Genomic DNA, 26,353 nt, shown 5'->3' with positions numbered 1-26,353 from the left:
AGACGGAACGGCCGCTTCCAAACAACATGATCCGGTAAGCTGAAGGACCGCTTGCGGCCCCGGTGCAGACGTTTGAAAGACAAGAGGGGAAGCCGGTATAGCCAGCGGATACGCTTGGCACCTTGTAGATTCTCACACTAAATCAATAACATATTATAAAATCGCACATTGCAGCAAAGGCTCACAACGTGCGAGAAATGGCGAAAACGCCAGCAAAAACAACCAACCGATCGCCGCACAACGTGCGGCCTTTTATCTTGCCGTCTTAATCGGTTGTGCTTCGTGAGACCTCTGTAACATCGTCGTTCCTCTTCTATAGTGCGACAATATACGAATCTATTCTCTGCGTCACGATCCGGAATTCCGAGGTCGAGTTCCGATGCGCCGTGCAGTCTTCCGCGCTCTGCGACGGGGTAGCAGCGCTGCTTATTTGCAGCACGGGAACCGTCGTGGCGCACTTTTCCATCGGAGTGACGGAGCATCGTCACAGGCAATCCGGCGCGGTCCGGCCGTCTTGCGATCGGCGCGGCCGCAGGCAATGTATGGCCCGCCCCGTCTGCAAGCGGAATGTTTTGAGAGGCACACTCGGTCTGCACCAATGTATCCGGCCTCGGCGTTTTGGACGCCCTGCCAAGATGGAGATTCGCGCGCCCGGCTCCTAACAAGATACACGACCTCGAAAGGGCCGCTGCCTGCCGACAGGTCTGCCGAACGCCGATCAACCGTTGGGCCATCTCTCTGCACATCCTCCCGCAGACTTCATGCGGCCGAGCAGTAGCCGGGACGCTCCTGCTCGGCCAAACTCGTTACCCCTTCGAGGCCACGACGGCTTCGTAGGGGCGCTGGTTCGACATCACGGCCCAGGCGATCCGGGCCAGCTTATTGGCGAGTGCAACCACCACCACGTTGCGCTTGGCGCGCTGGAGCAGCGCTTGCAACCAGGCGCCGAGCTGGGTGTCCATTCGCGCCAGATATGGCAGTGCCGCTCGCGCGCCATGGATCAACAGAACGCGCATGTAGGTGCTCCCGCGCTTGCTGATCCCCGTCAGCCGCGGCTTGCCGCCGGTCGTGATCTGACGCGGAACAAGCCCCAGCCAGGCAGCAAAGTCACGCCCTTTTGCAAACGCCGACACGTCGCCAACCGCTGCCGCCAGCGCCGTTGCGTTGAGCGCGCCAATGCCTGGCACGCTGCGCAACAGACGAGCCCGTTGATCGCTCTTCGCGAGCGCTTCGAACTCTTGATCGAGCTGCTTGATCCGACGATCGAGCGCGTGCAATTCGTCGACCATGTCATCAACGAGTTGCCGCATCCTGGTGGTTAGGAGCGTGTTGTCCGGTAGGTTCTCGCGCAGCCACAGGTTCAGCTTTGGGCGCCCCTTGGCGATGACGATGCCGCGATCGAAAAGCACACCGCGCAGTTGATTGATCAGCGCCGTCCGAGTGCCGACCAGCCGCTCGCGCGCACGGTGCAAAGTCTGCACATCGAGTTGCTCTTCCGACTTGATCGGCACGAAGCGCATTGTCGGCCGTGTCGCCGCCTCGGCGATTGCCTCCGCATCGCGATCATCCTTCTTGTGCGATTTCACGTACGGTTTCACATACTCTGGTGGCATTAGCCGGACATTGTGTCCGAGCGAGGCAAACTGACGAGCGAAGTGATGAGCACCACAGCACGCCTCCATGCCAATGATGCAGTGCGATTGCTTTTCGACGAATGCAGCAAGCGACGCACGGCGTATCCGACGACGCAGCACAACCGCTCCTTCACGATCGAGACCGACCATGCTGCAGAGCGTCTTTCCAAGATCGATTCCGAGTACGACGATGTTCATTTTCCTTCCTCCTTCTGACACGGACTAGCAGTTTGTCCGCAACCGGAGGGGCGGGCCATCCCATAAGATAACGTGCGTTCCGTCGTTCCTGGTCTGCATCGGTTCTCATCCGCCGGAGCGGATTCCTTGTGTCAGATGGCGCCCGTCAGCGTGCCGGCGCCATGCGTTTCAACTCTCGGTCTTCTGCTCATCGATGCGCTCCGAGCAGCTTGCGATCCTTGTGATGGGCACGCCGGCCGGCTTCCGCCTGGCTTGCCGCCGGATCGCCGACATAGAACGTTCCGTCGGTCCAGATCGCGTGCATGATCACCGCCAGCTTACGCGCCACGGCGACACAGGCCTTGCGGTGGCAGGAACGTTTGGCGATCGCCTGGCCCCAGCTCTTGACCTTGTCGGAGCCTTTGAAGCGCGTCATCAGCCCCGAAGCCGCCTCGTAAAGCGAGCGTCGCACATCAGCGTCGCCGGCCTTTGATATGCGACCCTGAACGTCGATCGAGGTGCCCGACTGCCAACGCCGCGAGGTCAGCCCGAAGTAGGCCGCGACGTCGCGTGAGCGGCGGAAGCGCGACGGATCATCGATGGCCGTCATGAACGAAAGTGCCGTGACGGGGCCGACGCCGGGGATTGCCATGAAGCGTCGGCACAGCTCGCTACGTGCCACCATTTTGACGACGAGATCGTGCAGCCGGCAATACTGCCTCCACAGCGCTGCGCGCGCCAACAGCATGGCGTCCATCAGCTCGCTGGTCATCGGATCGTCGGCCACCGCGGTGCGCACTGCCTGCTCGAAGGCTCCTCGTCCGACCTTGCCTAAGCGGATGCCGAATGCCTTCAGCGAATGGCGGATGGCGTTCTCCAGGTCGAAGAACTTGGCCTTCAGATTGCGCCGGTGCGTCAGCAAAAGCTTCGTCCGGTAGCAGCCTTCCGACTTGATATGGGCCTGCCGGAACCAGCCGGTGCGCATGATGTGGGCGATGCCGAGCGCATCGGCCTTGTCGGTCTTGTTGCGCTGCGCCGACAGTGCGGCGCGCACGTGTTGCGTCTCCAGGCAGACGGCCGGAAGGCCAAGTTTCTTGAGCTCGGGATGCAGCCAGGGCGACAGCGCGCCAGCCTCGTGGCCTACACGCCGCAAGCGCGGCAGAAACGGCTTCAACGCGCCAAACAGCGCGTCGGGATCAGTCACGGCTGTCGTCTCAAGATGCACCACGCCATGATCGTCGACGACGCACACCGCTGTCTCGTCCATCGCTACGTCCAGTCCGCAAAAGAATTCCATCGTTCGCCTCCTGCGTTGCTTCACAGGAGCAGATTCTGCCGCCGAGTCGCCGGCGATCGCCAGTTGACCCGCGGCCGACGCACAGTTTTGCTGCTCGGCAAGGCGCTCGCCCCGATTACGGGCGGCAATCTTCCGGTCATTCTGCCCACCCTCCGCCTCCACCCACGCCACGGTGCGCTGGAGCTTGCGGTTGCGCGAAAACGCCCATACGCGCTCATGGCTGGATCCCTTCGCCCGCTCGCGCTACGAAGAGGACTTCGGACAGCGGCACGATGGCGGAGACATCGCGCACGATGGGTGCAGACTTCGCGTCATTTGGTGGTGGCTCGTCGGCACGAGACCGACAGCTTGTATGTGATCCAGCTGACCTACGAAGAGCGAGCTGTGCTTCCAAGGAATGGCCTCGACAGGCGTAACGGCGAAAGGGCGTATACCCTCGCTTTCACCGATCAGGGGTGCGAGCGTCGCGACATAGGCGCGGGTCTCGACCGTTAACGGACGCCCAGCGAGGTAGGCTTCGTAGCGTGCAGGTCCCGCGTTGTAGGCGGCCAGAAACCCCGGCGAGCCGAAGCGATCGTGCAGTTCGCAGATACGCCGTTCCTGCCAGGATGTTGTCCCGGGGATCGAACGGATCGCGGCCAAGCGACCAGCGGGCGCGCAGATAGTCCCATGTGCCGGGCATGATCTGCATCAAGCCGCGGGCGCCCGCGCTGGAGACGGCGCGCACATCGTCCGCACTCTCCTTGCGCATGATGGCGCGTATCAACGCGGTCGGAACGCCGAAGCGCTGCGAGGCTTCGCTGATGTGCGCGCCGAACGGATCGCGCTGCGACGATCGTGCGATGGCCAAGTCCTGCGCCGCTGTCGCCGCAGGTATGACGGTCGCAACGGACAGGCCGCAAAGGAGGAGCAGAGCTATGCGCCGGGCAGCACGAAGCGGCCCGGGCGCACCGCGATGGCTCGTCGACGGACGGCGAGCGCGCATCGTTCAATCCTTCTCGCTGCGGTCGCGCGGTCGCGCACGCATCACGTGGCGGGGCCTTGTTCGTAAGTGGCCGGTATGCCGAGGCGGAAGTGGAGTTCGAGCGAGCTTTAGAGTTAGACGCCAGTTCTTCCGATACCTATTTCTCTTACGGCCGGAATTGTTTCATTCAAGGTCAATACGAGAAAGCTGCCGCTCTGTACCAGCGTGCCGCATCGTTGTCACCTGATGACTATCGGGTCTGGACCAATCTAGGGATGGTCTATGTTTCTCACTTGGCCGCGGCGACGACGCCAAGGAAGCAGCAAGGCAAGGTGTGCTGGGAGTGGAAAAGGAAGTCAAAGCGCACCCCGACAATGCCACCGCGCTATGTTACGGCGCCACAATGCTGGCGGAAATTGGCGAGATTGAACACGCCCTGTCGTGGGCCTCCCGTGCTGAAATGTTCGCCGGAGACAACATTGCGGTTCAGTACAACATAGGCTGTTTTTATGCGAAGCTGGGCAAGACGGAGCAGGCTATCGATTGCCTGGAACGTCAGCTAACTGCATCACATGCCTACCTCATTTTGCGCATGCCTTGGATGCGTCGGGATAGTGACCTCGACTCGCTCCGCGCTCATCCCCATTATGTCGCGCTTGTCCATCGGATAGAGGCCCAAATAGCCGCGACTGGTGCTCGAATGTCGGCAGGCCATGAGGAGAGTGAAGCAACAACCCTGAATATGAAGCCCGGAAAATGAGCTGGTTGAGGGCAGGTCCGCCCCTGGGCCATTGCTTCAGTTCGCTGTGCTCGGGAATTTAGCCGGTGCCAAAGACCAAATCAAAAAAATCCCCCAGCTACCCGCCATGGCTTTGACGAGGGCAACGTCTGAGGCTTCAAAATTCCGCCAAGCCTACCGATGGCGGGATTGCTGGCAAGGGGTGTTTCTGAGCTACTAAATGTAAGGTGTTTCGGTAGTGAGCGGTTATTGTCGGTTGACGCGCTTTGGCTGCCCCCCGCGCGTGGCAATTCCGGTTTATACGCCCAAGGATTATCGCATCGAAATTGGTCCGACCTCTTGTGCTTCCGTGGTGCTTCCGCGCGAAAAGCATGGGGACACTCGCCAAAATGATCATCAACTAATATTTGATATTCATGTTGAAATTGGGGATCCGGAGAAGACAAAGATGAGAACTCGTCCTGGACTACGCACATCCCGATACAGCCTGCAAGGCCTGTGGCACGTAAGCGATCCAAGAGCAACGCCCTCGGGCTCTGAACGATCTCGCGACGTTATTGAGTGACCTGGTCAATCCGAGTGATCGCAGTGGAAGCGCCGAGAGCTTCCGCAATTAAGCGCGCCTCCTTGAGCCTCGGATCGCTCTTGTCACCTCTCCCGATCGGCGGCAGAGCGGCTCCCATAAGCGCCTGCATGAGAAATCCCCGCGTCGCTGCACTGCGCGCTATGTCAGCGGCGCGTTCGTAATGGCGCCGGGCCCTCGCGCGCGCGGTCATGAAGATGAACGCCAGGATCGGATCGCGGAACGCCGCCGAGATTGGCGGCGTCGGCATTTCGACCATGATCTTGTGAAGATCGCCGAGCATAAGGTGAGCCCAGGCGACCAGCCGGGAATTGCGCCACCTCGTAAACAAAGCAATGGCGCTTTCGAGACCCGCGATCGCCTCTCGGACGCGCCCGATCGCGGCGATCGCAGCCCATTTCGGCACCTCCACCGCTGGCAGCAATGCGCGGAAACCCGCCTTGTCGATGTCTTCATAGAGGCGAGTGAAGGTTTCGTTCGCTTCGGCGAAACGGCCAAGTGTCAACAGCGCGAGGGCGGTCGCGGCCGCCGCGCCCATCTGTTCGGTGCGGCCACCGGAGGCGAAGGAAGCCGCTTCGGCGCTAGCGAGAGCGCCGGCGCCGTTGCCCGCCACTGCCAAAGCGAAACTCGTAAGCATATGGCCCATGGACCGGGCCGGCGGATAATGGGCCCGCTCGCCGAGCGCGAGCGAGCGGTTCGCCCAGGCGAGGGTCGTGGCAATGTCGCCAAACTGCAGCGCCCTCGTACCTGCGAGATAACAGGTCAGGGTCTCGAGGTAGGCATCGCCGAGCGCGTCAGCGGTGGCCAGGATTTCATTTGCGGTCTCATCGAAAGTCTCGGACGCCCTGCCATCGGGGCGCAATTCCTCGAGCCAGAGCTGATCCCATTTCGCGTAGGCGATGCTCTCCCGGTCCCCAATCGTCGTTCCGATCTGCAGGGCGCGGTCGAGCGCCGCCTCGGCTTCCTCGAACCGATCCGCGTTCAGATAGCCCTCGCCCAGCCAGGCGAGCGTCCGCGAAAGCGCGCGGCTCGGCCCGAGTTTTTCGATCTGCGGCAGCCAGCGCTCCGCGTGGCGGATCATGCCGGCGAAGTCGGCCTCCCAGCAGCAGACAAGCATGCGGTCGACGACGACCTCGGCAAGCGTCGGTTCGTCTGCACATTCTGGGTCGGCTTCGATGAAGGCCAGCGCGCGATCGAGCTGCTCGACAGCTTCCTTCAGCGCGCCAATTTGCCGTTACGCATTTTCATGAAGTGAGCCCAGCGGTTCTCATAAAGGGCGCGGGACGACTGGATCCGCGCTGATGTGCGCCCTGTGACAGCTACATCATCTTCGCTCACAATGAATTCGTCAGGTCCAAACGCACTGATTTCGATAGCGCCAGCCAGAATTCCGAAGAAACGCATGACCTCGCCGTGGCCTCGGAAAGAGCCCGGCCAAGGCACGGATCCGTAGTAGATCCATTCGATGTCGTCGTCGCAGAGGGCCATGAACTTGGCCATGTCTCCACGCGAAAATGCTTCGTAGCCCTCCTTTGCGATGTCCAAGCTGCCCATGTTCCCTCCCCGCGCATGAGTCGAGCTATCGAGTAAATAGAGCAAGAAAGCATCCCGTCGCGCATTTGCGATTTGATCCCTTCCACCAATAGTATATTAGAAGAATCTCATACATCAAAGAGCCTTAGCACCATTTATTTGGTGACCTGAAGTTCATTTTGACGCTTCGGGCCACTCACGGCCTCCCGTGTCGTCCAGAAGGTGTATGCGTCAGGGCAGGCTAAACCTGTCCCTGCGGCAGACATGCGGCGCGAACCTGCCATTCACATCAAGGCCGAGGAAATCGGGTTCGATTAACGTCGCGCGACCTCCTAAGCCGGAGAAGGTTGGTTTCGGGTTCGTGGCCCTCTACCAGTGGGGGTTCGTGCTGATGCGCTATCAGGCTCATGTGCCAGAAGTCGATGCCCTCAAAGCTATCCAAAAACCGAATCTAGTGTCCCACTCGTAATTCGGGCTGAGGTGCGCCCCAGAAAGTTCAAAAAGATCAAAAGACCCCAGCCACCGCCCCTTTTACGCAGTAACACGCTATTGTACCCGAGCGTCCTCGGTCGTTTCCTTCGCGGCGCAATTAAGGAGTGATGTCGAACGCGGGGGATTGCCGACCAGCGGAGCATTTGCCGCTCCCGTTCAAGCCATCGGTGGCGGTGCTTCCTTTCACAAACATGTCGGTGGACCCCGAGTAGGATTATTTCTCGGATGGAATAGTGGCCAAGAAGTAAAGCGACGCTCTCATTCGCCTCAATCGTCAAGCGCTCCCTTGCGGGGGCGAAGCTTGCGCGCGATGCTGCATCATGAGAGCAGCGGTCTATCTCTTAGTTGTCGCGGCAATACCTATCGGCACTGCAACAGCCGAGACGCCGAAGGAGACGTATGAAGTCTGCCTGGCGATCGCGGAAAGTAAATTCAAGGATCTTTGTGAGCGCCCGGACCTAATCGTACGCGAGATCGTGTCCGAGTGCCGTCCAGAACTTCTCACGCTCCAGCGGTCGATGCCGCCATCAGAACCTAGCGATAGGGCGGAGTTGCCTAAGCAATACCCGATAGACGAAGCAGATGAGATCATCGCATATGTGAAACAATATGCACTTCCTTGCAGAATCAACTAGGATGTGGTGACGGCAAAGGCCCTAGCCGCTTCTTCGTCTTCGGCGGGATTTGCTCGACCCGCGTCTTCGCTATTGCGCTGCGAGCTTTTCCACTCGGGATGTCGACGTCGTGTCCATTTGGCCACGGTGTCTCAGAGCCAGCTTCCAGAGGAAGATGACATGCTCCCGAAATGCCCGAAGTGATCGCAGGTTGGCGGGCACCGCGTGATAGTCAGAGTATCCGCGGACGACCTGCCTGAGCCATTTCGGCTGTTCGCGAATTGGCTGGTTTCTCAACCATCGCAGCCGGTCCTTGATCTCCCGGAGCTTCGCCCTCATACGACTTTAACGGCCGACATCAGGCGCCGAGCAGCCGACGCTCCACGTATCAACGCTCGCCCTGCCCCAACTATGGGCTATCAAGCAGTCATGGGTCCGGCCGGCGCAAATTCGCCGGCCGTCTAGCTGCCCTTGTTCGCGTGGCAGGCTAGCAAGTCCTCCCCTAGGACGGCGAACGGGGTCGGCACTCGGCCGCGCCGCCGCGGACGCAGTTGCACCAGTCCCTCAATCAACGCCGGCCTTCTGTGCTGCATCGGGGCCAGAGCAAGCCTCCAGGAGACGCTCGGGCCTAACACGGTGCGGGCAAGTGTACGGGGACCTCGGCCTGCGCAATGAAAAGGAGAGCATTTCGCAGGCCGGGCCATGCACCGGACCAGTCCAGGGAAGGAGAGACCGGCGCTAAGAACTATGTGCCTTAAAGCCTGCCCCTTCAAGACAATTTACGGATTCATACCAAGGTGTGTCGGCATATAGCGTGTCTGTGGGACACAGCGCGCCCAATCGCTTCCGGCGCTGCACTTTTCGCATTCAGTGCAATGTTTCTGTTGGAGCTTGCCGCTACCAAAAGCTGGCGGGCATTTTTGCTTCATAAGCGGTACCTGATATTCAGAAGCATGTTTCCGCAACTCTCAGCAAAGGCTGATGGAACAAGCTCGCTCTTGTGAAGTTTGCGCGGCAGGAAGCAAGCATTTCAGACGAGCTCGGACACTCCAAAGCTTCCGCAGCCCGCCCCGTGCCACCGACAAGTGGCTCCGAAGGCGGGCTGTTTCGCGTATTCAATCCGGCTGTCAATCAATGACTTCCTTCGCTTTGGTGCCACATAGCTTCGCACCAAGCACAACGTGTTCGCGACTACCAGTTCGCGACCTTTTCGCCCTCGATGCTGCCCTCCGCCATGAAAAGGTGCTTGGCGCGTCTGGTTCATCCCTCAAGCCTGCGCTAATATTGCAATCTTGTTGGCTTGGGGGAGTGGGGTGCCGAAGCGTCAGGGCAAAGGTGACTATCGGGGAGGATCAACGGTCCTCTCGAATTCTGGCCATGGTCTCAGCCCGCTTTCACCCGTTCTGAGTGGCACAAGCGTCGACGAAGTGTTGAAGCTGGGTTTTTGGTTCCCTGCATCTGAATGGAAAAGGCCGAAGCGCAAGCGGAAGCGTCGCGGACGTCGGCTATTGTATTCCTGACCACCGATGGCACTTGCACATCAGCCAATACGCCCAAGGATCTTAAACACGATTTCGTGAGCCCAGCAAATACTGCCTCCACAGTGCCGCGCGCGCCGACAGCATGGCGTCTATCAGTTCGGCCGGCAGCGGATCGCCCGGCGCTCCACCTGCTCGAAGGCCCCGCGTCCGACCTCGCCCAAGCGGAGGCCGAATGACCTCAGCGAGCGGCGGATGCCGTTCTCCGGTCACCGAACTTGGCCTCCAGATTGCGCAGCGTTGCGCGATCTTGTGCATGTGGATCCTGTGCAAGAGCGCTGCCGGTCCGGGCGGCTGCATCGCCGTCGTTTGCGAAAGTCCCCTCCTACACTGCGTGTTCCTGTTATCGGTGGAGATGAGGAGACGGACCTTGAGCGAGAGTCGTGAGCTAGCCGCAATCCACGAAGACGCCGTGTTCTACTAACCAAACGGCGCTTACCGCGGCTGCGACGAAATAGACCGCATCGCAGGGGCGTGATCAAGGCCACTCAACCTGACTTTCAGAATGTGCGCCACAAAGCATTGAATAAATCCGTTCGCTGGCGTTCGGCATCTGTCGGCACGTACAGTTTGACACCAACGTCACGTCCAACGGACCTCCGGCATACTCCCGGCCGAACATTTCAAAGTACCGTCGGGGCCAGTGAGGTTCGTGACGGCACTTTCTTCATCTCAATCGGTTGAAGATAAGAGAGTTCCCGGTCACGGCCGATGCGCGAAAAGCCGCGTTGTGACCGGCAGGTGTCACAGCTTTCCTACTCCGTAGTGCCAGCTTTTTTTCTGCGCCGATTGGTGTGCGACTGGGCGACGGCCATTTGCAACTCGGGTGGGATCTCCAACGGCGCATTCTCTGCCTCGTGTGGGTTCTGGAGGCCCTGGACGTGGACGGTCGGAAATGGCAGTTCGATGCCCTGCTCCTTGAAGGCTTGGCGGATGCGTACATAGAATTTGCGTTTCATACCGAAGGCGCCTCCGGGTCTGGTCATGGCCTTGACTCTCAACACGATGCCGTACTCGCCGAATTCCTGTACGCCCTGCATCTTGATCGGGTCGAGCACCCAGTGTTTGAACTCGGGATCTTCCGCCAGTTCGAGGCCGATCCGCTTGATCAGCTTGCGGGCGAAGTCGATATCGGTGTCATAGCCGACGGTGATGTTGAATTTGTCGATAACCCAGTCACGGCTCTGGTTCTGGACGGCCCCGAGTTCGCCGAACGGTATGGTGAACAGCGGACCACGATGGTGGCGCAGCTTCACCGAGCGCAGCGAGAAGCTTTCCACCGTACCCTTGTAATTGCCCGAGGAAATATATTCCCCGACACGAAACGCATCATCGAGCAGAAAAAACACGCCCGAAATGACGTCCTTGACGACTGTTTGTGCGCCAAAGCCCACAGCGACGCCGACAACGCCAGCGCCGGCGATCAGCGGGCCGATCTGGATACCCAGAGAGGCGAGCATCATCAGCACCGCCATCACGATGATCAATGCGAGCAGCATGTTCTGGAGGATCGGCAAGAGCGTGTGCAGCCGTGCCTGCTGCGCATCGAGGATCGGAACGTCCTCCTCGCTGATCACAGGGTGCGGCATTTCGATGCCCAGCTTTCGTTCGATCAAAGCCTTGATGATCGACCAGCCGAAATCAGCTGCGAGGGCAATGACCACGACGTTGATCAAGCCGCGCAATATGAACGTCGTCGTCGTATCGCTGTCGCGCATGGATTGCATGTCCAGGCCCCAGACACGCGCGAGGAAGTAGGCCGCCGCCAGGATCAACATCATCCGGATTCCGCGATCGATGACCGCAATCGTCACCGCCGGGATGGTAGGCCGGCCGACATCTTCCGAACCCGGCCGTAGGACGAAATTGACCCCGCGCTGCGTCAGCACGATTGCCAAAGGCAGGACGAATGCGGCCAAAGTAAACCAGAACCATGTGTACAGGCCGGCGATACGCTCCACAAACAGAGCGACGAAATAAGCAGTCAACAACCATGTTGCTGCCGTGTGACCGTGCCCATCGTCCCGCCGCATTCTTGGCCGGCGCCAGACAGCAAGCAGCCACAGAAACAGGAGCACGAAATCGGCGCCCAGAAACAGGACCATCATTCCGTCCCGATCGATGCCGAGACCGGGCAGGAGGACAAAAGCGGCTGCGAAGAAGGCGAAGACGCCGACGATCCGCGATAGCCAATAGGACCAATGGTCGGCCGTCCCGTTGGTGATCGGCAAGGCACGAACCTCGACGGCGTTCTCGACACGCATGAAGGAAGGGACGAGCAGGGCTATGACGTACGTGCGCACACCCCATGTAACGACGGCAGCCATCAGAAATGTCAGCACAATCTCACGGATGAGCACTGGCCAGTCGAACAACATGAACGCGCCGGCGCTGCCGACCGCGAACGAGACAATCAGCAGGCTGGAATAAAGCAGTCGACCACCAATCTTCTTGGCCCGCCCGATGGGCGTATCCTTCCGTTGTGCGATAATCCAAAGACGAAATGGACGGGTGAGTTTGTACGTGGCCCAGGTCAGCGCCAGGCCGGCGGCGATGAAAATCGCAATCAGCAGAAATATGCCGGCTGGCCCCCTGCTGGACATATCCTCCATGGTCGCTTCCCGAACGCGCGCGAACTGGCCTGGCAGCGAGGGCAAAGTTCGCACGATTCTTTCGATATGATGCTTGATCCGATCGAGCGTCGAGGATGCCATCGTATTCATCTGGGCTGGTGCGGCCACGGCGCCGGACGATGCGTCGGCTGGCGAAGCGCCTGCCGCGGCAGGCGTTGCCGTTGGCCCGGCGTCCTGTTTTCGTTGTTCGGCCACCCAGGCCTTCACTGACGGATCGTCGAGAAGCTCGAACAGCTGTTTGACCCTTTCAGGCGGGACGCTCGCCGCTGCCTGCGCCTGCGCCGGACCGGCCAGCATGAGGGCGATACCCCAGACGAGCGGCCCGGCAATCAGGACAAACATCGCAGTCAGATATCCGAGACGTCGTGCCCGGCGTGCCAGATTCCTGGCTCCCAATCGTCGAATCATGCGTGGCATCGTGCTGTAACCTTCCGGTCAAATCGGCAAGCAACGACATCTATGTCCGTCGTTGACACTAACTTCAACAAGCCAATGTTGTGGCGCAAGGCGTCATCGGTGCGGGCTAGACCGTTGCGCCGGGTACTTGGCGGTGTCTACTAGCCGCCAGGGGAGGTATTTCGACCTCGTCTCGGGCCTCCGGGCGTTTCCATGAACGGGCATCGGTGATTCTGGGCACAGAACGCCGGCACCAGGATCCCAGGCCATACACGAGGGGCATGAGCGCTTGCTATTCAGCCTGTCGCCAAGCCTTTTTGCCTGCCTCTAATCCGCACCGACCTTGACAGAGCGGTGCTGCCATCCGATGCCGTCATCCGATTTTGACATTCGCCGACTCTTGCCGAAGAAAACGAAAGCTCGATGGCCAACGATAGTGACGGCGGTACCGCTTCTGAAGCCTTTGCGTGGACCGCGTTGCGGAACACCGCGTCGGATTGCGGCCGCGGCTCGCGCTCGATCGATCCGCAGTCCCTGCGCGCGCTCCCGGCAGGACGTAAGTGGATATATGAGATCGCCAAGGTGGTCTTCGACGGCCTTATGGCCGGAAGCGTGTCGGTGCCGGCGCAATTGGCTGCCAGGTGGGACAGGTTCGGCGGGGCCATCACCGAGTTGATCATCGAACTCGGCAAGGTCTGGGACAATCCCGCAGCAGCTCGCCGCGTCCAGTATCAGCTTGAGCAAATGCTTCTCGATGCCGACGATCTTGCCGCGCCGCGCAAGCTGGCGCGGACACTTGGAATTGGCGTCGACGCTCGCAATCCGACCGCGATCGAACTCCCGGAAGGCATCGATCGAATTTATGCCTATCTGATGATCGACGGCCAGATCGAGGCTGTCGTGCAGTTTGGCGCGCTCGGGACAGTGACAAGGGATCATTTGATTGAGTTGATCCAGAATGTCGTGCCCGCTGAGCGGCTTACTGACAGTGCGGCAAGGCTTGCAGGAAGATCAACTGTGCCGCAAGGGGGCGCCGGTGCCGACACATTAAACACGCTTGCAGCCGAGGCGTTGTTGTCCCCAGCCGAACGCCCGTCCGATCCGGACAGTCACTTCGGCAAGCTCGCCCAATTGGCCGCTGAAGCGCGGGAGCTGGTCCGGTCGAGCGCCGAACCAGCACAGCCTCCTGCCACGCCGCGCCGAGCACGGTCCGCGGACAGGAATGATCGCACGGCGTTCTGGAACAGCTATTTCGCTACCGAGGATCCGTGGAACTACGGCTCGCTCTATGAGCAGGAAAAATATCAGCGGCAGCTCGAGATCCTGCCCGCCGGTCCTATCGGACGGGCGCTTGAGCTGGCCTGCGCGGAGGGCCACTTCACGCGACAGCTGGCGCTGCGTGTGGGCCATTTGACCGCAACCGACATCTCCGCCATAGCCATCGAACGGGCTCGTGCGCGATGCAGTGATCAGCCTAACATTGAGTTCGGCGTGCTGGATTTCGCTGCGGACACGCTGCCGGGTGAGATGGATCTGATCTTTTGTTCGGAAGTGCTCTACTATCTGGATGATCTCGCGGAGTTGCGGCGCATCACCAAAAAATTCGCTGAGGCGTTGGCGCCTGGCGGCAGTTTCATCAGCGCACACGCGTTCGTGCTACGTGACAATGTTGAAAGGACGGGCTTCGACTGGAACACATTCGGTGCCCAAGCGATCTCGGACACGCTGGCAGCGACCGAGGGCCTCGTGCTCGCGCAATCGATCCAGACGGAGCTCTACCGCATAGACCGCTTCCTTCGCCTGTCGCCAGACGATTTGGTGCCGGAACCGATGATCGATCATGTGCCAATCCGCGCGCCCATCGAAATCGGGGTCGCGCGAAATATCATCTGGGGTGGGGCGCGGGCCTTGCGCCGCGACGTCGCGCGCAACGAACGGCGGCAGCATATCCCTGTCCTCATGTATCACAGCGTCTGCGATGATGGTCCGGCCGCCCTCGCCCGTTTCCGGCTCACGCTCGCCGCATTCGCCAGCCAGATGGCGTGGCTGCGCGCCAATGGGTTTCACGCGATTAGTTCAGAGCTGCTGGAACAGTTCATCGCCAACCGTCAACCTTTCACTGGCCGCCCAGTGCTCATCACCTTCGATGACGGCTTCCAGAACTTTGCCGACCATGCCTGGCCGATCTTGCGCGCCAACGACCTGACCGCGGAAGTGTTCCTGGTGACGGACTTGGTGGGTGAAAGTGCACGGTGGGACGCCGACAGCGGTCCGCCGACGCCGCTTATGGACGCCGGGACGGTGCGACGCCTCGCCGCCGAAGGTGCCTTCTTCGGAAGCCATCTGGCGACACATCGCGCGATCGATGGTCTGTCGAGCTCTGACCTGGCCGCCGAACTCCTGCGCTCCCGTATGTTCATCGAACGCTGGACCGGTCGGCCAACCACGGCATTCACGGCGCCCTTCTCGGTCACTGACCGACGGCTTGGCCGGCTGGCCAAGGAGTGCGGCTATCGGATCGGCTTCGGCGCCAAACACGGGCCGGCGGACCTTGATTGCGATCCCATCGACCTTCCGCGCATCGAGATTCGTGGGGATCGCTCGCTCGATGACTTTGCTGCCACTGTCGAGGCCGTGCTCAAGCAGCGGTGAACTTGTCTATTGGGCGACTTGCGACACGGCCGACATCAGCTCCCGGGGGTTTGGCGCCCCAAACATGTATCGCCCACCCTCCGGAACCTCCGTGAAGCTCCAGCGGACGATCCCTTGCCGGTCCAGAAGGAACTGACCGACCAATTGTCCGTATCCCGTTGCCATCATCTGCTTGTCGGCTTCAGTCAGTTCGTAATGGTCCTTCTTGTCGAGGATTTCGCCGGCCGCCATAGGATCCATTGGACCGGGCAACTCGCCTGGCATGTCGACCCGCATGTCCTTCGCCGCGGCCATCGAGACCTTGTACGGCCAGTTCGTCTCTTTTTCGGTGAATTCGAGGTTGGGCAGTCCAAAAGCACGATGTGAGGCGCGTTCGGGATCGGAGGCTGCAAGCAGATTGGGCATCGGGTGGTAGCGGAAATAAAGGCGCGCCCGTTCGATCGGCGTGTTGACCACCGTCAGGCTCTCCACGCCTCTTTCGCGCAGCTCCGGATCGAGCCGCGCTTGGGCGGCGATATGGCGCCGGCAAAACGCGCAATGCAGACCTCGAAACAGGCCCACCAGCACCGGCTTTTGCCCACGAAAGTCGTCAAGCGCGATCTTGCCTTCCTGGGTAATGGCGTCGAGTATCACGTTCGGCGCGCGGTCACCCGGTTGAAGCGGTACCAAATCACTAGGCGCGGACATTTCAACCTCCAATCCCGGCTAGTCGAGAAAAGGCAGTACCACGAGCGATTCCGGGTCGAGCCCGTGCTGGGCGCATATATCCTGCGCCAGGGAAAAGTAGCGTTCGGCCTCGGCCAGGTTGTCGAGGTCGAGATTAAGCGTTGCCAAGCCATCATAGCATGGAAACAGCAGTTGGGGTTCGCCCGTTTCACGGGCCACGTCCAGCGCGTCGTGGAACAACCCAACCGCCAGTTCCGGACGGCCGTTGCATTGGTGGATCTGCCCCAGAACGATCAACGGCACCGGCAGGTGCTCGCGCTGGTCGAGTGCCCGATCGATCTCGATGGCCTTCTCTGCGGCAGGCACGCCCTCTGTCGGACACCGATCCGTGAAAGTACAACAAGCGACCGCCAGATTGGCCAGCAGGCGCGCCTGGAAGCCCAAATCACCGATACGGCGCGCCACTTCGAGACCGCGCCGACAGACTTCGATCGCCCGTGCCGGATCGATGGTCGTGTAAAGCACGCCGAGATTGGTGTAGCCACGGCAGGCCGCGCCCAGCAGACCGGCGGCTTCGGCCAATTCGATGCTGCGCTCGACCTGACGCACGGCCTCATGGTTTCGCCCGAGGCGAGCCAGAGCGACAGCCTTGGTATTGAGTGCCTCGGCGGTCACAAGAGTGGCATCAGCCCCCACCTCGGAGACCTGCTCCGTTGTCAGAGCGCCTACGCAATCCAACGCCGCGTCTGCCCATTTTGCCGCGAGAGCGTGATCTCCGTTCCGGAATGCCTGTCGGCCACGTTCTTGCCACAGATGTGCCTGCTCGATCGGGGCATCCGCTCCATCCAGAAGCGCTGCCGCTTCAGCATAGCGGGATTCTGCGTTGTCCCGCTTGCCGACGTCCCAGAGCAGCCGACCGATCTTGCGCATAACGCGCGCCGAAGCGACACGATCGGCTGACTCGCGATATGCCTGCAGCACCGTCTCGTAGTGCTGGTGCGCAATCTCGCGGCGGCCTGCCGGGCCGCTCAAATCGGCAATGCGCTCTGCTATTGCCAGTTTGAGCGGTGTCTGCCCGATCGCGCCCAACGCAGTCAGTGCGCGCTCGTAGAAACGAAGGGCGTCGTCGTTGGCGTATATTGTGCGAGCGCGATCGCCTGCCTCCTGCAGGTAATGAGCGCCTCTCTCCCGCTCTGCGCTCAGTGCGAAATGATGACCGAGCACGGTCAAATCCTCGAGTCGTTCCGGCTTGTCGCCGTACAGGTGCTCCAAGGCGACACCGACCCGCCCGTGGATGTCGGTCCGGCGTTGCAGGAGCAGATTCTGGTAGATCACGTCCTGCAGCAATGTTTGCTTAAAGCGGTAGCTCTGCGATGAGGCCGAGCCTGATCCGGCAACTTCCTCGATGATCTCCGCATCGCAAAGCAGTTCGCAGCCGGCTTCCAGCCGGCCGGGGTCGGCTGTCACGGTTTTTAGAAGTGTGGCATCGAAGCGCGGGCCGATTACCGCGGCTTCCTGGGCCAACCGGCGCACCTCCTGGGGCAGCCGGTCGACGCGAGCAAGCAACATTGCCTGGATGGTGGCGGGAATGCCGGTTGCGACTTCGCCCGCCGCAGTCCGCCACCGCTGGCCCTCACGCATTAGTAAACCGCGATCGATAAGGCCGCGAACGATCTCCTCTACAAAAAGCGGGTTGCCGCCCGCGCGCTCGAGGATCTGGTCGAGAAGCCCACTTGCGGAGTTTACCCAACCCTCGCCGAAAAGCGCCGCCAGCAGGCTGCGTCCGTCATCACGGTTGAGCGGCGAAAGCCTGAGCGCTGTGTGACTGACCCGACTTGAATCGAGCTGGCCATTGTCCGGCGCTGGACGATGCGTGACCAGCAACATCAACCGCGTGCGCTCCAACCTGTCCATCACGAAACGCAGTGCCTCGAGCGACACGGCGTCGGCCCAATGCAGGTCTTCGACGACGATCAACAGCGGCGACAACGCAAGCCGCCGTTCGATGATTGTGCGGACCGCGTAGAGAATTTGCCGCCGCAGCTGCTCTGGCTCGACATGCTGCAAGGTGCCATCAGGGTCGCCAAGGCCAAGCACGTGGTAGAGCAATGGCATCAGCCGCTTCGCTTCCTCCCCTTGCAGGCCGAGATCGGTAAGCAAGCCTGCGAGCTTCCCCCGCATTTCATCTCCATTGTCGTTTTGCATCATCCCGGCAGCGCTGCGCACCACCGCGCCCAGAGCGCCGAATGATTGTTCGCCCAGGGGTGAGCACGTGGCCTGCCGCACGGCGACGTTGCGAAAGCGATCATCGTCGCCGACGCGGGCGACGAACTCTTTCACCAGCCGCGATTTCCCGATGCCGGCTTCTCCGACGAGGCGCACAAGTTGTGCCGAGCCGCCGCACGCCTGGTCAAGGCTCGCCAGCATTCTGTGAAGCTCCGCACCGCGACCTATTATCGGCGCGCTAAGGCCAAGCGCCTCAAGCCCACGCGCTGCACGCGGCGCCGCAAGCGGTGCATCCAGTCGATGGACGAGCACACTGCCAGCCTTCCCGCGAAGCACGACATCGCCCAGCGGTTCGTAAGAGAAGGCATGGCGGGTCAGCCTGTGCGTGAGCTCGCCTACCAGCACCTCACCCGGTGCGGCCAGCGATTGCAGGCGCTGCGCCGTATTCACCGTGTCGCCGGTCACCGAATAGGATTTGGCGGTGCCGATGCCCAATCCGCCAGTGACGACTGGACCGGTGTTTATGCCGATGTGGAGCAGCAGAGGCGTCCCGGATTGGGGGGCACTCTCGCCGAGCCGCGCCGTGCGGGCGATCATGTCGAGAGCCGCGCGAAGCGCACGTTCCGGATCGTCCTCATGCGCGACCGGCGCACCGAACAAAGCGAGCAGCGCATCGCCGATGAATTTGTCGACGAAACCACCAAAGCTTCGCACGGCCGCCGTCAATTCCTTGAACAGTTCGTTCTGCAGCGCTTGCATGACCTCGGGGTCGAGCTGCTCGCTGAGCGTCGTGAAGCCGCAAAGGTCGGCGAACAGGACCGTTACCGTCCGGCGATCGGCGTCAGAGATGGGATGCAGCCCATCTTCGATTTCGATGTTCGCAAGCAGCGACGGAGTTCGAGAAGGCGGCACAATGGTCCGGCTTGCTGTCGGAGCAGGCCGTTCGACGGCTTTTGCGGGCGCGCCGACGCTTGCCCCACACTTTGGACAGAACTCGAAATCCGGCGCGCAGAGGTAGCCGCAACTGGCGCATGGCACGGGCTGGCGCCTGCCACACCTCGGACAGAAAGCGAAGCCGCCATCAACCTCGAAACCGCAGCCCGAGCAATCCATAGGACAAGACCTCACTAGAGCATGATGCCGAAAAGTGTGAAGCGGTTTTCGGACACATCATGCCCTATCTCTTTGACTTAGAGGCGGATTCAGATTTCAGGTCGATTCGACCTGAAATCATCCGGCTCTAGGGGCCGTGTCGGCGCGATCTCGCCACGCACTTCACGGCCAGGGTATTTGCAAGGATGAACCGATAGCCGTCGACCGGCAAGCGCGGTGTGGTCCTGTGGCGGAGCGCTGCCGGCGGTGCGTGGCGTCGTTTGCGAAAGTTCCCTCTTGCTGCCGTCTTCCTGCTATCGTGGGGATGTGGAGACGGACCCTTGAGCGAGAATCGTAAGCTGGCGGCAATCCTGGCTGCAGATGTGGTTGGATACAGCCGGCTCGCAAGCGCGGACGAAGATCGTACTTTGGCGAGGTTGAGGGCACTGCGCAGCGATCTGATCGATCCAATCATCGCAGTGCACAACGGCCGTGTGATCAAGCGCACCGGGGATGGGGCGCTGGTTGAGTTCCGCAGTGTGGTGGATGCCGTGCGCTGCGCCATTGAGGTTCAGAATGGCATGGTCGAGCGCAATGCCGGCGTGCCGCAGGACCGCCGCATAGAGTTCAGGATCGGCATTCATCTGGGGGATGTGGTCGAAGAAAGCGACGGCGACTTGATGGGCGACGGCGTCAATATCGCCTCGCGTTTGGAGGGCGTCGCGGCGCCCGGCGCCATCTGCTTGTCCGAGGATGCCTATCGCCAGGTCAGGGCGAGGCTCGACCTCTCGGTCAGCGATCTCGGCAGCACGCAACTCAAGAACATCGCCGAGCCGATCCGCGTCTATTCGCTGCAAGTCGGCAGCGTCGGGACCAAGGCGGCCGCGACCTCGGAAACCGCGACGAGCCGGCCGGCTGCGCCGCCGCCGAAGCTGTCAATCGCCGTCCTGCCGTTCGCCAACATGAGCGGTGACGCCGAACAGGACTACTTCGCCGACGGCATCTCAGAAGACATCATCACGGCGCTGTCCAAACTGTCGCAGCTCTTCGTCATCGCGCGCAATTCGTCGTTCACCTTCAAGGGCCAGAACGTCCATGTGCAGGAGGTGGGCACGAAGCTCGGCGTGCGGCATGTCCTCGAGGGTAGCGTCCGCAAGTCGGGGAACAAGGTGCGCATCACCGCCCAGCTCATCGATGCAACCACGGGCGGCCATGTTTGGGCGGAGCGGTTCGATCGCGACCTGACCGACATATTCGCTGTGCAGGACGACGTGACGCAGCAGATCGTCGATGCGCTGGCGCTCAATCTGACGGAGCGTGATCAGCAGCGGATAGCGACCGAGCATACCGACAATTTGGAAGCGTACGACTGCTTTCTGCGAGGCCGAGAGCAGCTGTGGCGGTTCAAGAGAGAGCAAAACACGCAAAGTCGGGAACTATTGGAACGTGCTATCGAGCTGGACCCGAAATTCGCTTCCGCCTACGCGATCCTAGCTATCGCACACGGGCTGGACTACATAAACCGATGGAGCAGGTCCCCGTCGACATCAATCGAACAAGCGGAAAAGTTTGCGACACGTGCAGTGGCGCTCGATGATCGAAATCCTTACGCGCATTGGGCGCTGGGCATCATCAGTCTGCATTTGAGACGGCATGATATAGCTATCCGCGAGGCTGAACGTTCGATCTCGCTTGCCCCAAATCTTGCGGAGGGCCACGAAAGCCTTGGCAACATACTGCACTATTCGGGCAGGTCCGAGGAGGCGCTTGGGTGTTTTGACCGGGCAATAGCCCTGAACCCGTATTATCCGGACATGTTCCTGCACTTCCAGGCACAAGCGATGTTCCAGTTGGGCAAGTACGAAGAGGCCGTCGTTCCTCTTAAGCGGCGACTTGTTCGTAACCCTGACACCGACGTTTCACGTGTGCTCCTGGCGGCGAGCTATGGGCATTTGGGCCGCTTCGCGGAGGCGCGCGAGCAATGGCAGGAAGTGTTCCGTGTCAACCCTGACTATTCTCTGGAATACCGTCGTAAAGTCTTGCCCTACAAGAACCCAGACGACTTCGATCTGGTGGTCGACGGGCTCCGAAGGGCCGGCCTTGTGTAGGTGAGGCTCAACCCGCCTTGATCCCTGCCTGGCCAATCTTGCGCCATCGGGCGTTTTCGCGAACCAGCTTCAGGTTGTCGGTCGTCTCGGCAAATGTCCGCAACCGGTATCGCCGGAGCAGGTTCGGGAAGACCGCCCCTTCCGGCAGGCCGGCAAGCTGCTCGCGGACCGAGATCTTTTCATCGATGACCCGTGTGCCCCAGGCATTTTCCCGAACCTGCAGCTCCGCGGCCAGATCGCGCTCCTCCGGCGCGTTTTGATCCAGCGCAGCCAGCAGGACCTGATGGAAAAGCGCGACATAGCCAATCTGTCTCAGGCCGCCCACAACCCGCACGCGCGGCAATATGGCAAGGACGAGGAACGTCAGGAACAAGTTCGGCAACAGCACGCCGTCCAGCAGCGCCTGCCTGAGATGCGGCCGCTCGAACGGGATGGAAAGACCATGCGGCCTGTCAGGCTCGATCAGGTGGCCGTTGTCGAGGACGAGCTTGCGCACGCGCTCCTCGCGAATGCCCCAGAAATAGTCCGTGGCATTGGGCAGGAATCTGCCGAATGGTCCCGATGCGGCCTCTTCCAACGCATGTTCGAGACGCTGGCGTCTTGCGGGCTCGAGGAGCAGTCTGGAAAGAAGGCTGCCGTCATATTCCAGATGACGCGCCACGGCAGAAGCGGCGAGCCGATCATCGATGAAAATCGGCAGGGCCATGCCGGAGTGATCCCAATCGGCGACCAGATCCTCGTTGAGGGAGGTCAACGCATCGGCGGCGGTTTTAAACACCTTGTCCTGACTGGCAAGCAGTGTGCCCAGCCAGCGGCTGGCGTCCGTTTCATCACCCACCGCTTCGAGTGCGCGTTTGTTGAGGGAGACGGGACCGGCCACGCAGGTGCTTTTGCGACACAGTTTGTGGCGGCCCATGCCAAACAGGTTGACCTTGTCTTCGCCGACATCGAGCCATCCCGGCCCTTCACGCCCAATGGTCTCCATGGTCATCGTCGTTCCCATGAAAGCGAAGAAGGCCGACAGTCCGTTTTCGACCGCGCCGAGCCAGGCAAGCAGGAGCGCATCGAAGGTGATCCGGTCCATCAGGAGCAGGCAGTGCAGGCCGGACTGGATCACCGGTCTGTGCTCGAATTCGTCGAGGACCTTGCCGATCTCTTCAGGCTGCATGATCACACCAAGGCGCTGATGCAGGACTTCGCGCATGATCGAGCGGGCAGCGACCGTCAGGCCCGATGCAGGCCTTGCCACCGGGCGCCACAGATGGCGGGCGTAATCGGAAACCGGTGCATTCCAGTTCAGCTCGATGTCGCGCACGACTCCGGGGCAAAGCAGCGACAGCGCAGCGAGAACTTCCACCGGAGGCGAAGGGGTTGGGTCAAAGAAGGCGGTCATCAGAACCGCAGCCGGGCCATGCTCAGGAGGTCGTGATATTGCCCGTCGGTAAATCCGGCCTTCACATGCCTGCCTTCGACCTCGAAGCCCTGGCTTGCGTAGAGACGGATGGCCGGTTCGTTGTCGGCATAGACGGTCAATTCGACCCGCTTCAGGGCGCGCCAATTGTCGGCCACATCAAGCAATGCGCCAAGAATGGCCGAGCCAATCCCCTTGCCCACAAAGGCATCGTCAAGGCCGATATTGATCTCGCCAATATGCGAACGGCGCGGCGAACCCTGCACGACCAGGCTGCCATGGCCGACGACCCTGCCGTCCAATTCCGCAACGATCCAGGTGGTTTCCTGGCCGGACTTGGCGATGCGACGCTCCACCTGCTCCACCCTCTCGAAGGGCATCCTCAGCGTGCCCCCGCGGAAGCCCGGCATGTTGAACATGGCGCAAAGCGCCTCCGCATCGCTTGGCCGGATGGACCGGATCTGCGGCTGGATTTTCTCGGGGGATGGCGAGGTGGTGCTGGTCATGGCGTTCCCGGCGAAGGCGATCGGCACGGCACGATGCACCGGACTTCACCTGAAAATCCAGCCGTCTCTACAGCCTATGATGCCGATTGCGAGCTGAAAGACCGGAAGGCGGCATAGAGTTTGAAGGCGCCGCTGACGCCGATCCAGCCGAATAGGGCGATCCAGCACAATGTCCCGGTCGCCGTCCAGTCGATCCGATGCACCGCGGCGTCGGTGATGACGAGGCCAAGGATGGCAAGCAGGCCAACCAGAAACTGCGCCAGGCCGAGCACCAGCAGTTCCTCGCGCGGCGCGCTTTTCCAGACGAGATAGATGCCGCCAGCGCCAGCGAGGAAGATGGCGCTGTAGACTTGGGCGTGGAAGGGATCGACCGACCAGGGCCAGGAGCTGCTGACCATCCGGGGAAACAGCAGCATGCCGACGCCATAGAGCCCAAGGATCGCCGTTTCCATCACCATGTATGCGCGCCATGGGGGATTCAAGGTCACACCTTTTGCTAAAGGACGGGCCCTGGCCTGCCACAGGAACAGGCCGGATACCGCGGCGGAGGCAAGATAGACCAGGAACCAGAGCCAGGTCGCTTTTCGCTCGAAGTCGAAATAGCCGAGATTGATCAACGAAACCGCCGACACGATGACGGTGAATATGAAAGCCATGACGAGCACCAGCCTGCCGGGCGACCAGCGATTCCAGAACAAGAGCGCCGCCATTACCGCCATTTCGGCGGTGTAGAAGCCGCCGAGGAAGCGGGCACTGAATGGCGTGACGGGCCAGGGCCAGCGCGGCTTGACCAGTGCCGGCGCGAAAAACAGGCCTGCGCCTACGATCAGGACGATGATAACCCCTGCCGAGAAAAGGCGCAGAGCCGCGGGAAATGGCGGGTTGTCGGATGTCGGCATGGGAGAAGGTCCCAAAGATGAATGCCCCATGACCCATGATAGTGCCACTCGCGGCCGCTGAAAATCGGCCGAATGGAAATGAACTGTCACCGGGCTCATCTACTCGAATGGCCATATGGCCCGTTTCGCAGTAAAATAGAAAACTCGGATCAAAGAGCGGTCCGGTGAACATGCCGCGGGGGCGCATTTTCCGGAGCCTGCACGATGAATGAAGCTCAGGATCTGTTCTCGCTTCTGCGGCAATCGACCGATGTCGATCCACAGGCAATCGACGCGATCAGGCGAACAATCGCGGAGGGCAAGGACCGCGAACTTTGCCGAATCAACGCGCCAGCCTTTGCCGGCAAGCATGGCCTCGACGAGGAACGCACCATAGGCGCTTTTCTCCATGCGGCGCGGGTGGGCATCTTTGACATTTCCTGGAATGTTCTGTGTCCTGGCTGTGGCGGCGTGCTCGACACCAACGCGACGCTGAAAACCATGCAGAAGGACGAATACACCTGCGCGCTGTGCGCCGAGGGCTATTCACCGACCCTCGACGAGATGGTCGAGGTGACATTCACCGTCAGTCCCCGCATGCGCAGGATTGCCGCCCACAATCCACACGAACTGCCGCTGGTGGAATATTTCCGCCAGATCTACTGGGGGTCCGGCGTCGATCTGCCGGATGAGGATTTCGCAAAAAAGATCGAAGCGTTTTCGCTGGAGGATATCGAGCTTGCGCCAGGTGAAAAGGCGGTTCTGCCCATACAGCTTCCGTCCAAGTTCATCATCGTGTTCGAGCCTGTCACCCACTCAGCGCAGTTCATCGACGTGAGGGGCGAACCAACAAAGGAGCGCCGAAGCCTTTCCTTGGTCTTCGACCGCGACCATGTCCAGAATCAGACGCTGGAGATGCAACCAGGCCCGTTGCGCATTATGCTGGAAAACAGGACCGACACCCGCGTGCTGCCGACGGTCTTCATCGCCGGCCAGGAATTGCATGATCTCCTCGGTAAACGCCGGCCCTTCCTCACCGCCAAGCGCCTGCTCTCCAACCAGACGTTCCGCGATCTCTATCGCACTGATACTCTCGACATCAACCAGCGCCTGCAGATCACCAGCCTGACCTTCCTGTTCACCGACCTGCGCGGATCGACCGCGCTTTACGAGCGGGTGGGCGACCTTTCGGCCTTCGATCTCGTCCGCGCGCATTTTCAGGTTCTGCACGAGATCGTCGCGGCGGAGGCAGGCGCAGTGGTGAAGACGATCGGCGATGCGGTCATGGCGACCTTCGCGACGCCGGACCGCGCAATAGCTGCGGCCCTCAGAATGCGCGATGCCATGCGTGCGCTCAACGACAAGAGTGGGCGGGAGGATCTTCTGCTCAAGATCGGGGTCCATGCCGGCCCCTGCATCGCGGTATCCATGAACGAGCGACAGGACTATTTCGGACAGACGGTCAACATTGCCTCGCGGGTCCAGAACCTTGCCGACGCACAGGCGATCTTCGCCACGCATACGGTGGTCGACGACAATCTCACCGCCGACCTGTTGCGCAGGAACGCGCTGACGCCCGTGCCCCACGAAGTCTCGCTGCGTGGCATCGAGCGAGAAATAGCAATATATACGATTCCTTGAAGACTTGGTCCCTGATGACTCGTCTCTACCCTCACACGCGCCTGGAGAGGAAATAACGATCAACGGGCTCTAAGGTCGGCGGAGGGAGGCGTTGCAACTGCGGGTGATCGAGCGGTGTGCCGCTGACCGCGAAGCCGCCGACGCGAAGCAGGCGCGCAATCAGATCGGGAAGCCAGGTAGAGGTCACTGCATCGCGATCGTCATAGCCAGTGCCGATGTCGGCATGAACAAGAGCGGCTTCGATGCCGATGAACCTCTTCGCCGTCTCGCGTATCTCGCCAAGCACGAGGTTTTCAGCTTCGGGAATTGAGCTGGCATGTGCGCCAACTTCGCGGTCGAACACCACGATCCGGCGTCCGGGCAGGCGCTCGCGCAGATGATGGAAAGTCCGGCCATTGCCGAGGCCGAGCTCGAGCACGAGCCCCTCCATCTTCGCCACCTCGACGCAGACTTGGTCGAGAATGTCGCGCTGTGCGGTCATCCTGCTGATGAAATTCTCAAGGCGAGTCATGTATGTTTATGTGTCCTGAACCGGCTCAAGCGATCGGCGATACCCACGACAACAACGGTTCA

Annotated in this window: 17 protein-coding genes and 1 pseudogene; 6 read left to right on the top strand and 12 right to left on the bottom strand. The window is 60.8% G+C overall.

The annotated features are described in order from the left end of the window. Positions 1–806: 806 nt before the first annotated feature. The 3 genes from JG747_RS08755 to JG747_RS37775 all read right to left on the bottom strand — a co-directional run bounded on the left by JG747_RS08755 (position 807) and on the right by JG747_RS37775 (position 3,958). Positions 807–1,832, bottom strand: coding sequence for an IS110 family transposase (locus JG747_RS08755; protein ID WP_202361612.1), 1,026 nt, complete (start codon positions 1,830–1,832; stop codon positions 807–809). A 187-nt stretch (positions 1,833–2,019) separates the two neighbouring features. After that, positions 2,020–3,108: an IS110 family transposase gene (locus JG747_RS08750; RefSeq protein WP_202361611.1), complete on the bottom strand. Its 1,089-nt coding sequence runs from the start codon at positions 3,106–3,108 to the stop codon at positions 2,020–2,022. 442 nt (positions 3,109–3,550) lie between these two features. After that, on the bottom strand, positions 3,551–3,958 hold the full coding sequence (locus tag JG747_RS37775) for a lytic transglycosylase domain-containing protein (RefSeq protein ID WP_446720612.1): 408 nt from the start codon (positions 3,956–3,958) through the stop codon (positions 3,551–3,553). Between the two features lie 224 nt (positions 3,959–4,182). On the opposite strand from JG747_RS37775, the pseudogene JG747_RS37770 reads away from it, so the two are divergent. Further along, a pseudogene (locus JG747_RS37770) lies at positions 4,183–4,305 on the top strand (tetratricopeptide repeat protein); the annotation flags it as partial. Positions 4,306–4,415: 110 nt separating this feature from the next. Further along, a complete protein-coding gene (locus JG747_RS36855; protein ID WP_244748354.1) occupies positions 4,416–4,832 on the top strand; it encodes a TPR end-of-group domain-containing protein in 417 nt (138 codons plus the stop codon). 533 nt (positions 4,833–5,365) lie between these two features. On the opposite strand, the gene JG747_RS08735 is transcribed toward JG747_RS36855, so the two are convergent. Beyond that, entirely contained in the window at positions 5,366–6,475 is a 1,110-nt protein-coding gene (locus tag JG747_RS08735; RefSeq protein ID WP_202361609.1) for a hypothetical protein, read from the bottom strand. Between JG747_RS08735 and JG747_RS08730 the strand changes: the two genes are divergently transcribed. After that, a complete protein-coding gene (locus tag JG747_RS08730; protein WP_202361608.1) occupies positions 6,464–6,649 on the top strand; it encodes a hypothetical protein in 186 nt (61 codons plus the stop codon). The two genes, JG747_RS08735 and JG747_RS08730, sit on opposite strands and share 12 nt — an antisense overlap. Here JG747_RS08730 and JG747_RS08725 read toward each other — a convergent pair. Together JG747_RS08725 and JG747_RS08720 are read right to left on the bottom strand one after the other, a co-directional pair. After that, complete coding sequence (locus JG747_RS08725) at positions 6,610–6,948, bottom strand: nuclear transport factor 2 family protein (RefSeq protein WP_202361607.1); 339 nt, start codon at positions 6,946–6,948, stop codon at positions 6,610–6,612. The two genes, JG747_RS08730 and JG747_RS08725, sit on opposite strands and share 40 nt — an antisense overlap. Positions 6,949–10,326: 3,378 nt before the next feature. After that, positions 10,327–12,546 carry a mechanosensitive ion channel family protein gene (locus JG747_RS08720; protein ID WP_202361606.1) on the bottom strand — a complete coding sequence of 740 codons (2,220 nt, stop codon included), beginning with the start codon at positions 12,544–12,546 and terminating at the stop codon, positions 10,327–10,329. A gap of 477 nt (positions 12,547–13,023) precedes the next feature. Between JG747_RS08720 and JG747_RS08715 the strand changes: the two genes are divergently transcribed. Continuing rightward, entirely contained in the window at positions 13,024–15,252 is a 2,229-nt protein-coding gene (locus JG747_RS08715) for an SAM-dependent methyltransferase (RefSeq protein ID WP_244748353.1), read from the top strand. 6 nt (positions 15,253–15,258) lie between these two features. On the opposite strand, the gene JG747_RS08710 is transcribed toward JG747_RS08715, so the two are convergent. Both JG747_RS08710 and JG747_RS08705 read right to left on the bottom strand, forming a co-directional pair. Continuing rightward, a complete protein-coding gene (locus JG747_RS08710) occupies positions 15,259–15,939 on the bottom strand; it encodes a peroxiredoxin-like family protein (protein ID WP_202361605.1) in 681 nt (226 codons plus the stop codon). Between the two features lie 18 nt (positions 15,940–15,957). Next, on the bottom strand, positions 15,958–19,257 hold the full coding sequence (locus JG747_RS08705) for an adenylate/guanylate cyclase domain-containing protein (RefSeq protein ID WP_202361604.1): 3,300 nt from the start codon (positions 19,255–19,257) through the stop codon (positions 15,958–15,960). A gap of 320 nt (positions 19,258–19,577) precedes the next feature. On the opposite strand from JG747_RS08705, the gene JG747_RS08700 reads away from it, so the two are divergent. Next, complete coding sequence (locus tag JG747_RS08700) at positions 19,578–21,344, top strand: adenylate/guanylate cyclase domain-containing protein (protein WP_202361603.1); 1,767 nt, start codon at positions 19,578–19,580, stop codon at positions 21,342–21,344. A gap of 7 nt (positions 21,345–21,351) precedes the next feature. Here JG747_RS08700 and JG747_RS08695 read toward each other — a convergent pair whose 3' ends face one another. Genes JG747_RS08695 through JG747_RS08685 form a run of 3 tightly spaced genes read right to left on the bottom strand, consistent with a single transcriptional unit; the run spans position 21,352 to position 24,160 of the window. Beyond that, positions 21,352–22,737 carry a hypothetical protein gene (locus JG747_RS08695; RefSeq protein WP_202362251.1) on the bottom strand — a complete coding sequence of 462 codons (1,386 nt, stop codon included), beginning with the start codon at positions 22,735–22,737 and terminating at the stop codon, positions 21,352–21,354. Beyond that, positions 22,737–23,300: a GNAT family N-acetyltransferase gene (locus JG747_RS08690; RefSeq protein WP_244748352.1), complete on the bottom strand. Its 564-nt coding sequence runs from the start codon at positions 23,298–23,300 to the stop codon at positions 22,737–22,739. The genes JG747_RS08695 and JG747_RS08690 overlap by 1 nt, the downstream gene beginning before the upstream one ends. A 35-nt stretch (positions 23,301–23,335) precedes the next feature. Next, positions 23,336–24,160: a hypothetical protein gene (locus tag JG747_RS08685; protein ID WP_202361602.1), complete on the bottom strand. Its 825-nt coding sequence runs from the start codon at positions 24,158–24,160 to the stop codon at positions 23,336–23,338. Positions 24,161–24,364: 204 nt separating this feature from the next. On the opposite strand from JG747_RS08685, the gene JG747_RS08680 reads away from it, so the two are divergent. Further along, positions 24,365–25,780 (top strand): adenylate/guanylate cyclase domain-containing protein, encoded by a 1,416-nt coding sequence (locus tag JG747_RS08680; protein ID WP_202361601.1) that lies wholly within the window; start codon positions 24,365–24,367, stop codon positions 25,778–25,780. Positions 25,781–25,811: 31 nt separating this feature from the next. On the opposite strand, the gene JG747_RS08675 is transcribed toward JG747_RS08680, so the two are convergent. Further along, on the bottom strand, positions 25,812–26,291 hold the full coding sequence (locus JG747_RS08675) for a class I SAM-dependent methyltransferase (protein WP_202361600.1): 480 nt from the start codon (positions 26,289–26,291) through the stop codon (positions 25,812–25,814). Positions 26,292–26,353: the final 62 nt, after the last annotated feature.

This window comes from Mesorhizobium sp. 131-3-5, from assembly GCF_016756575.1.
Lineage (GTDB): Bacteria > Pseudomonadota > Alphaproteobacteria > Rhizobiales > Rhizobiaceae > Mesorhizobium > Mesorhizobium jarvisii.
This window is presented reverse-complemented; position numbering and strand designations above follow the sequence as displayed.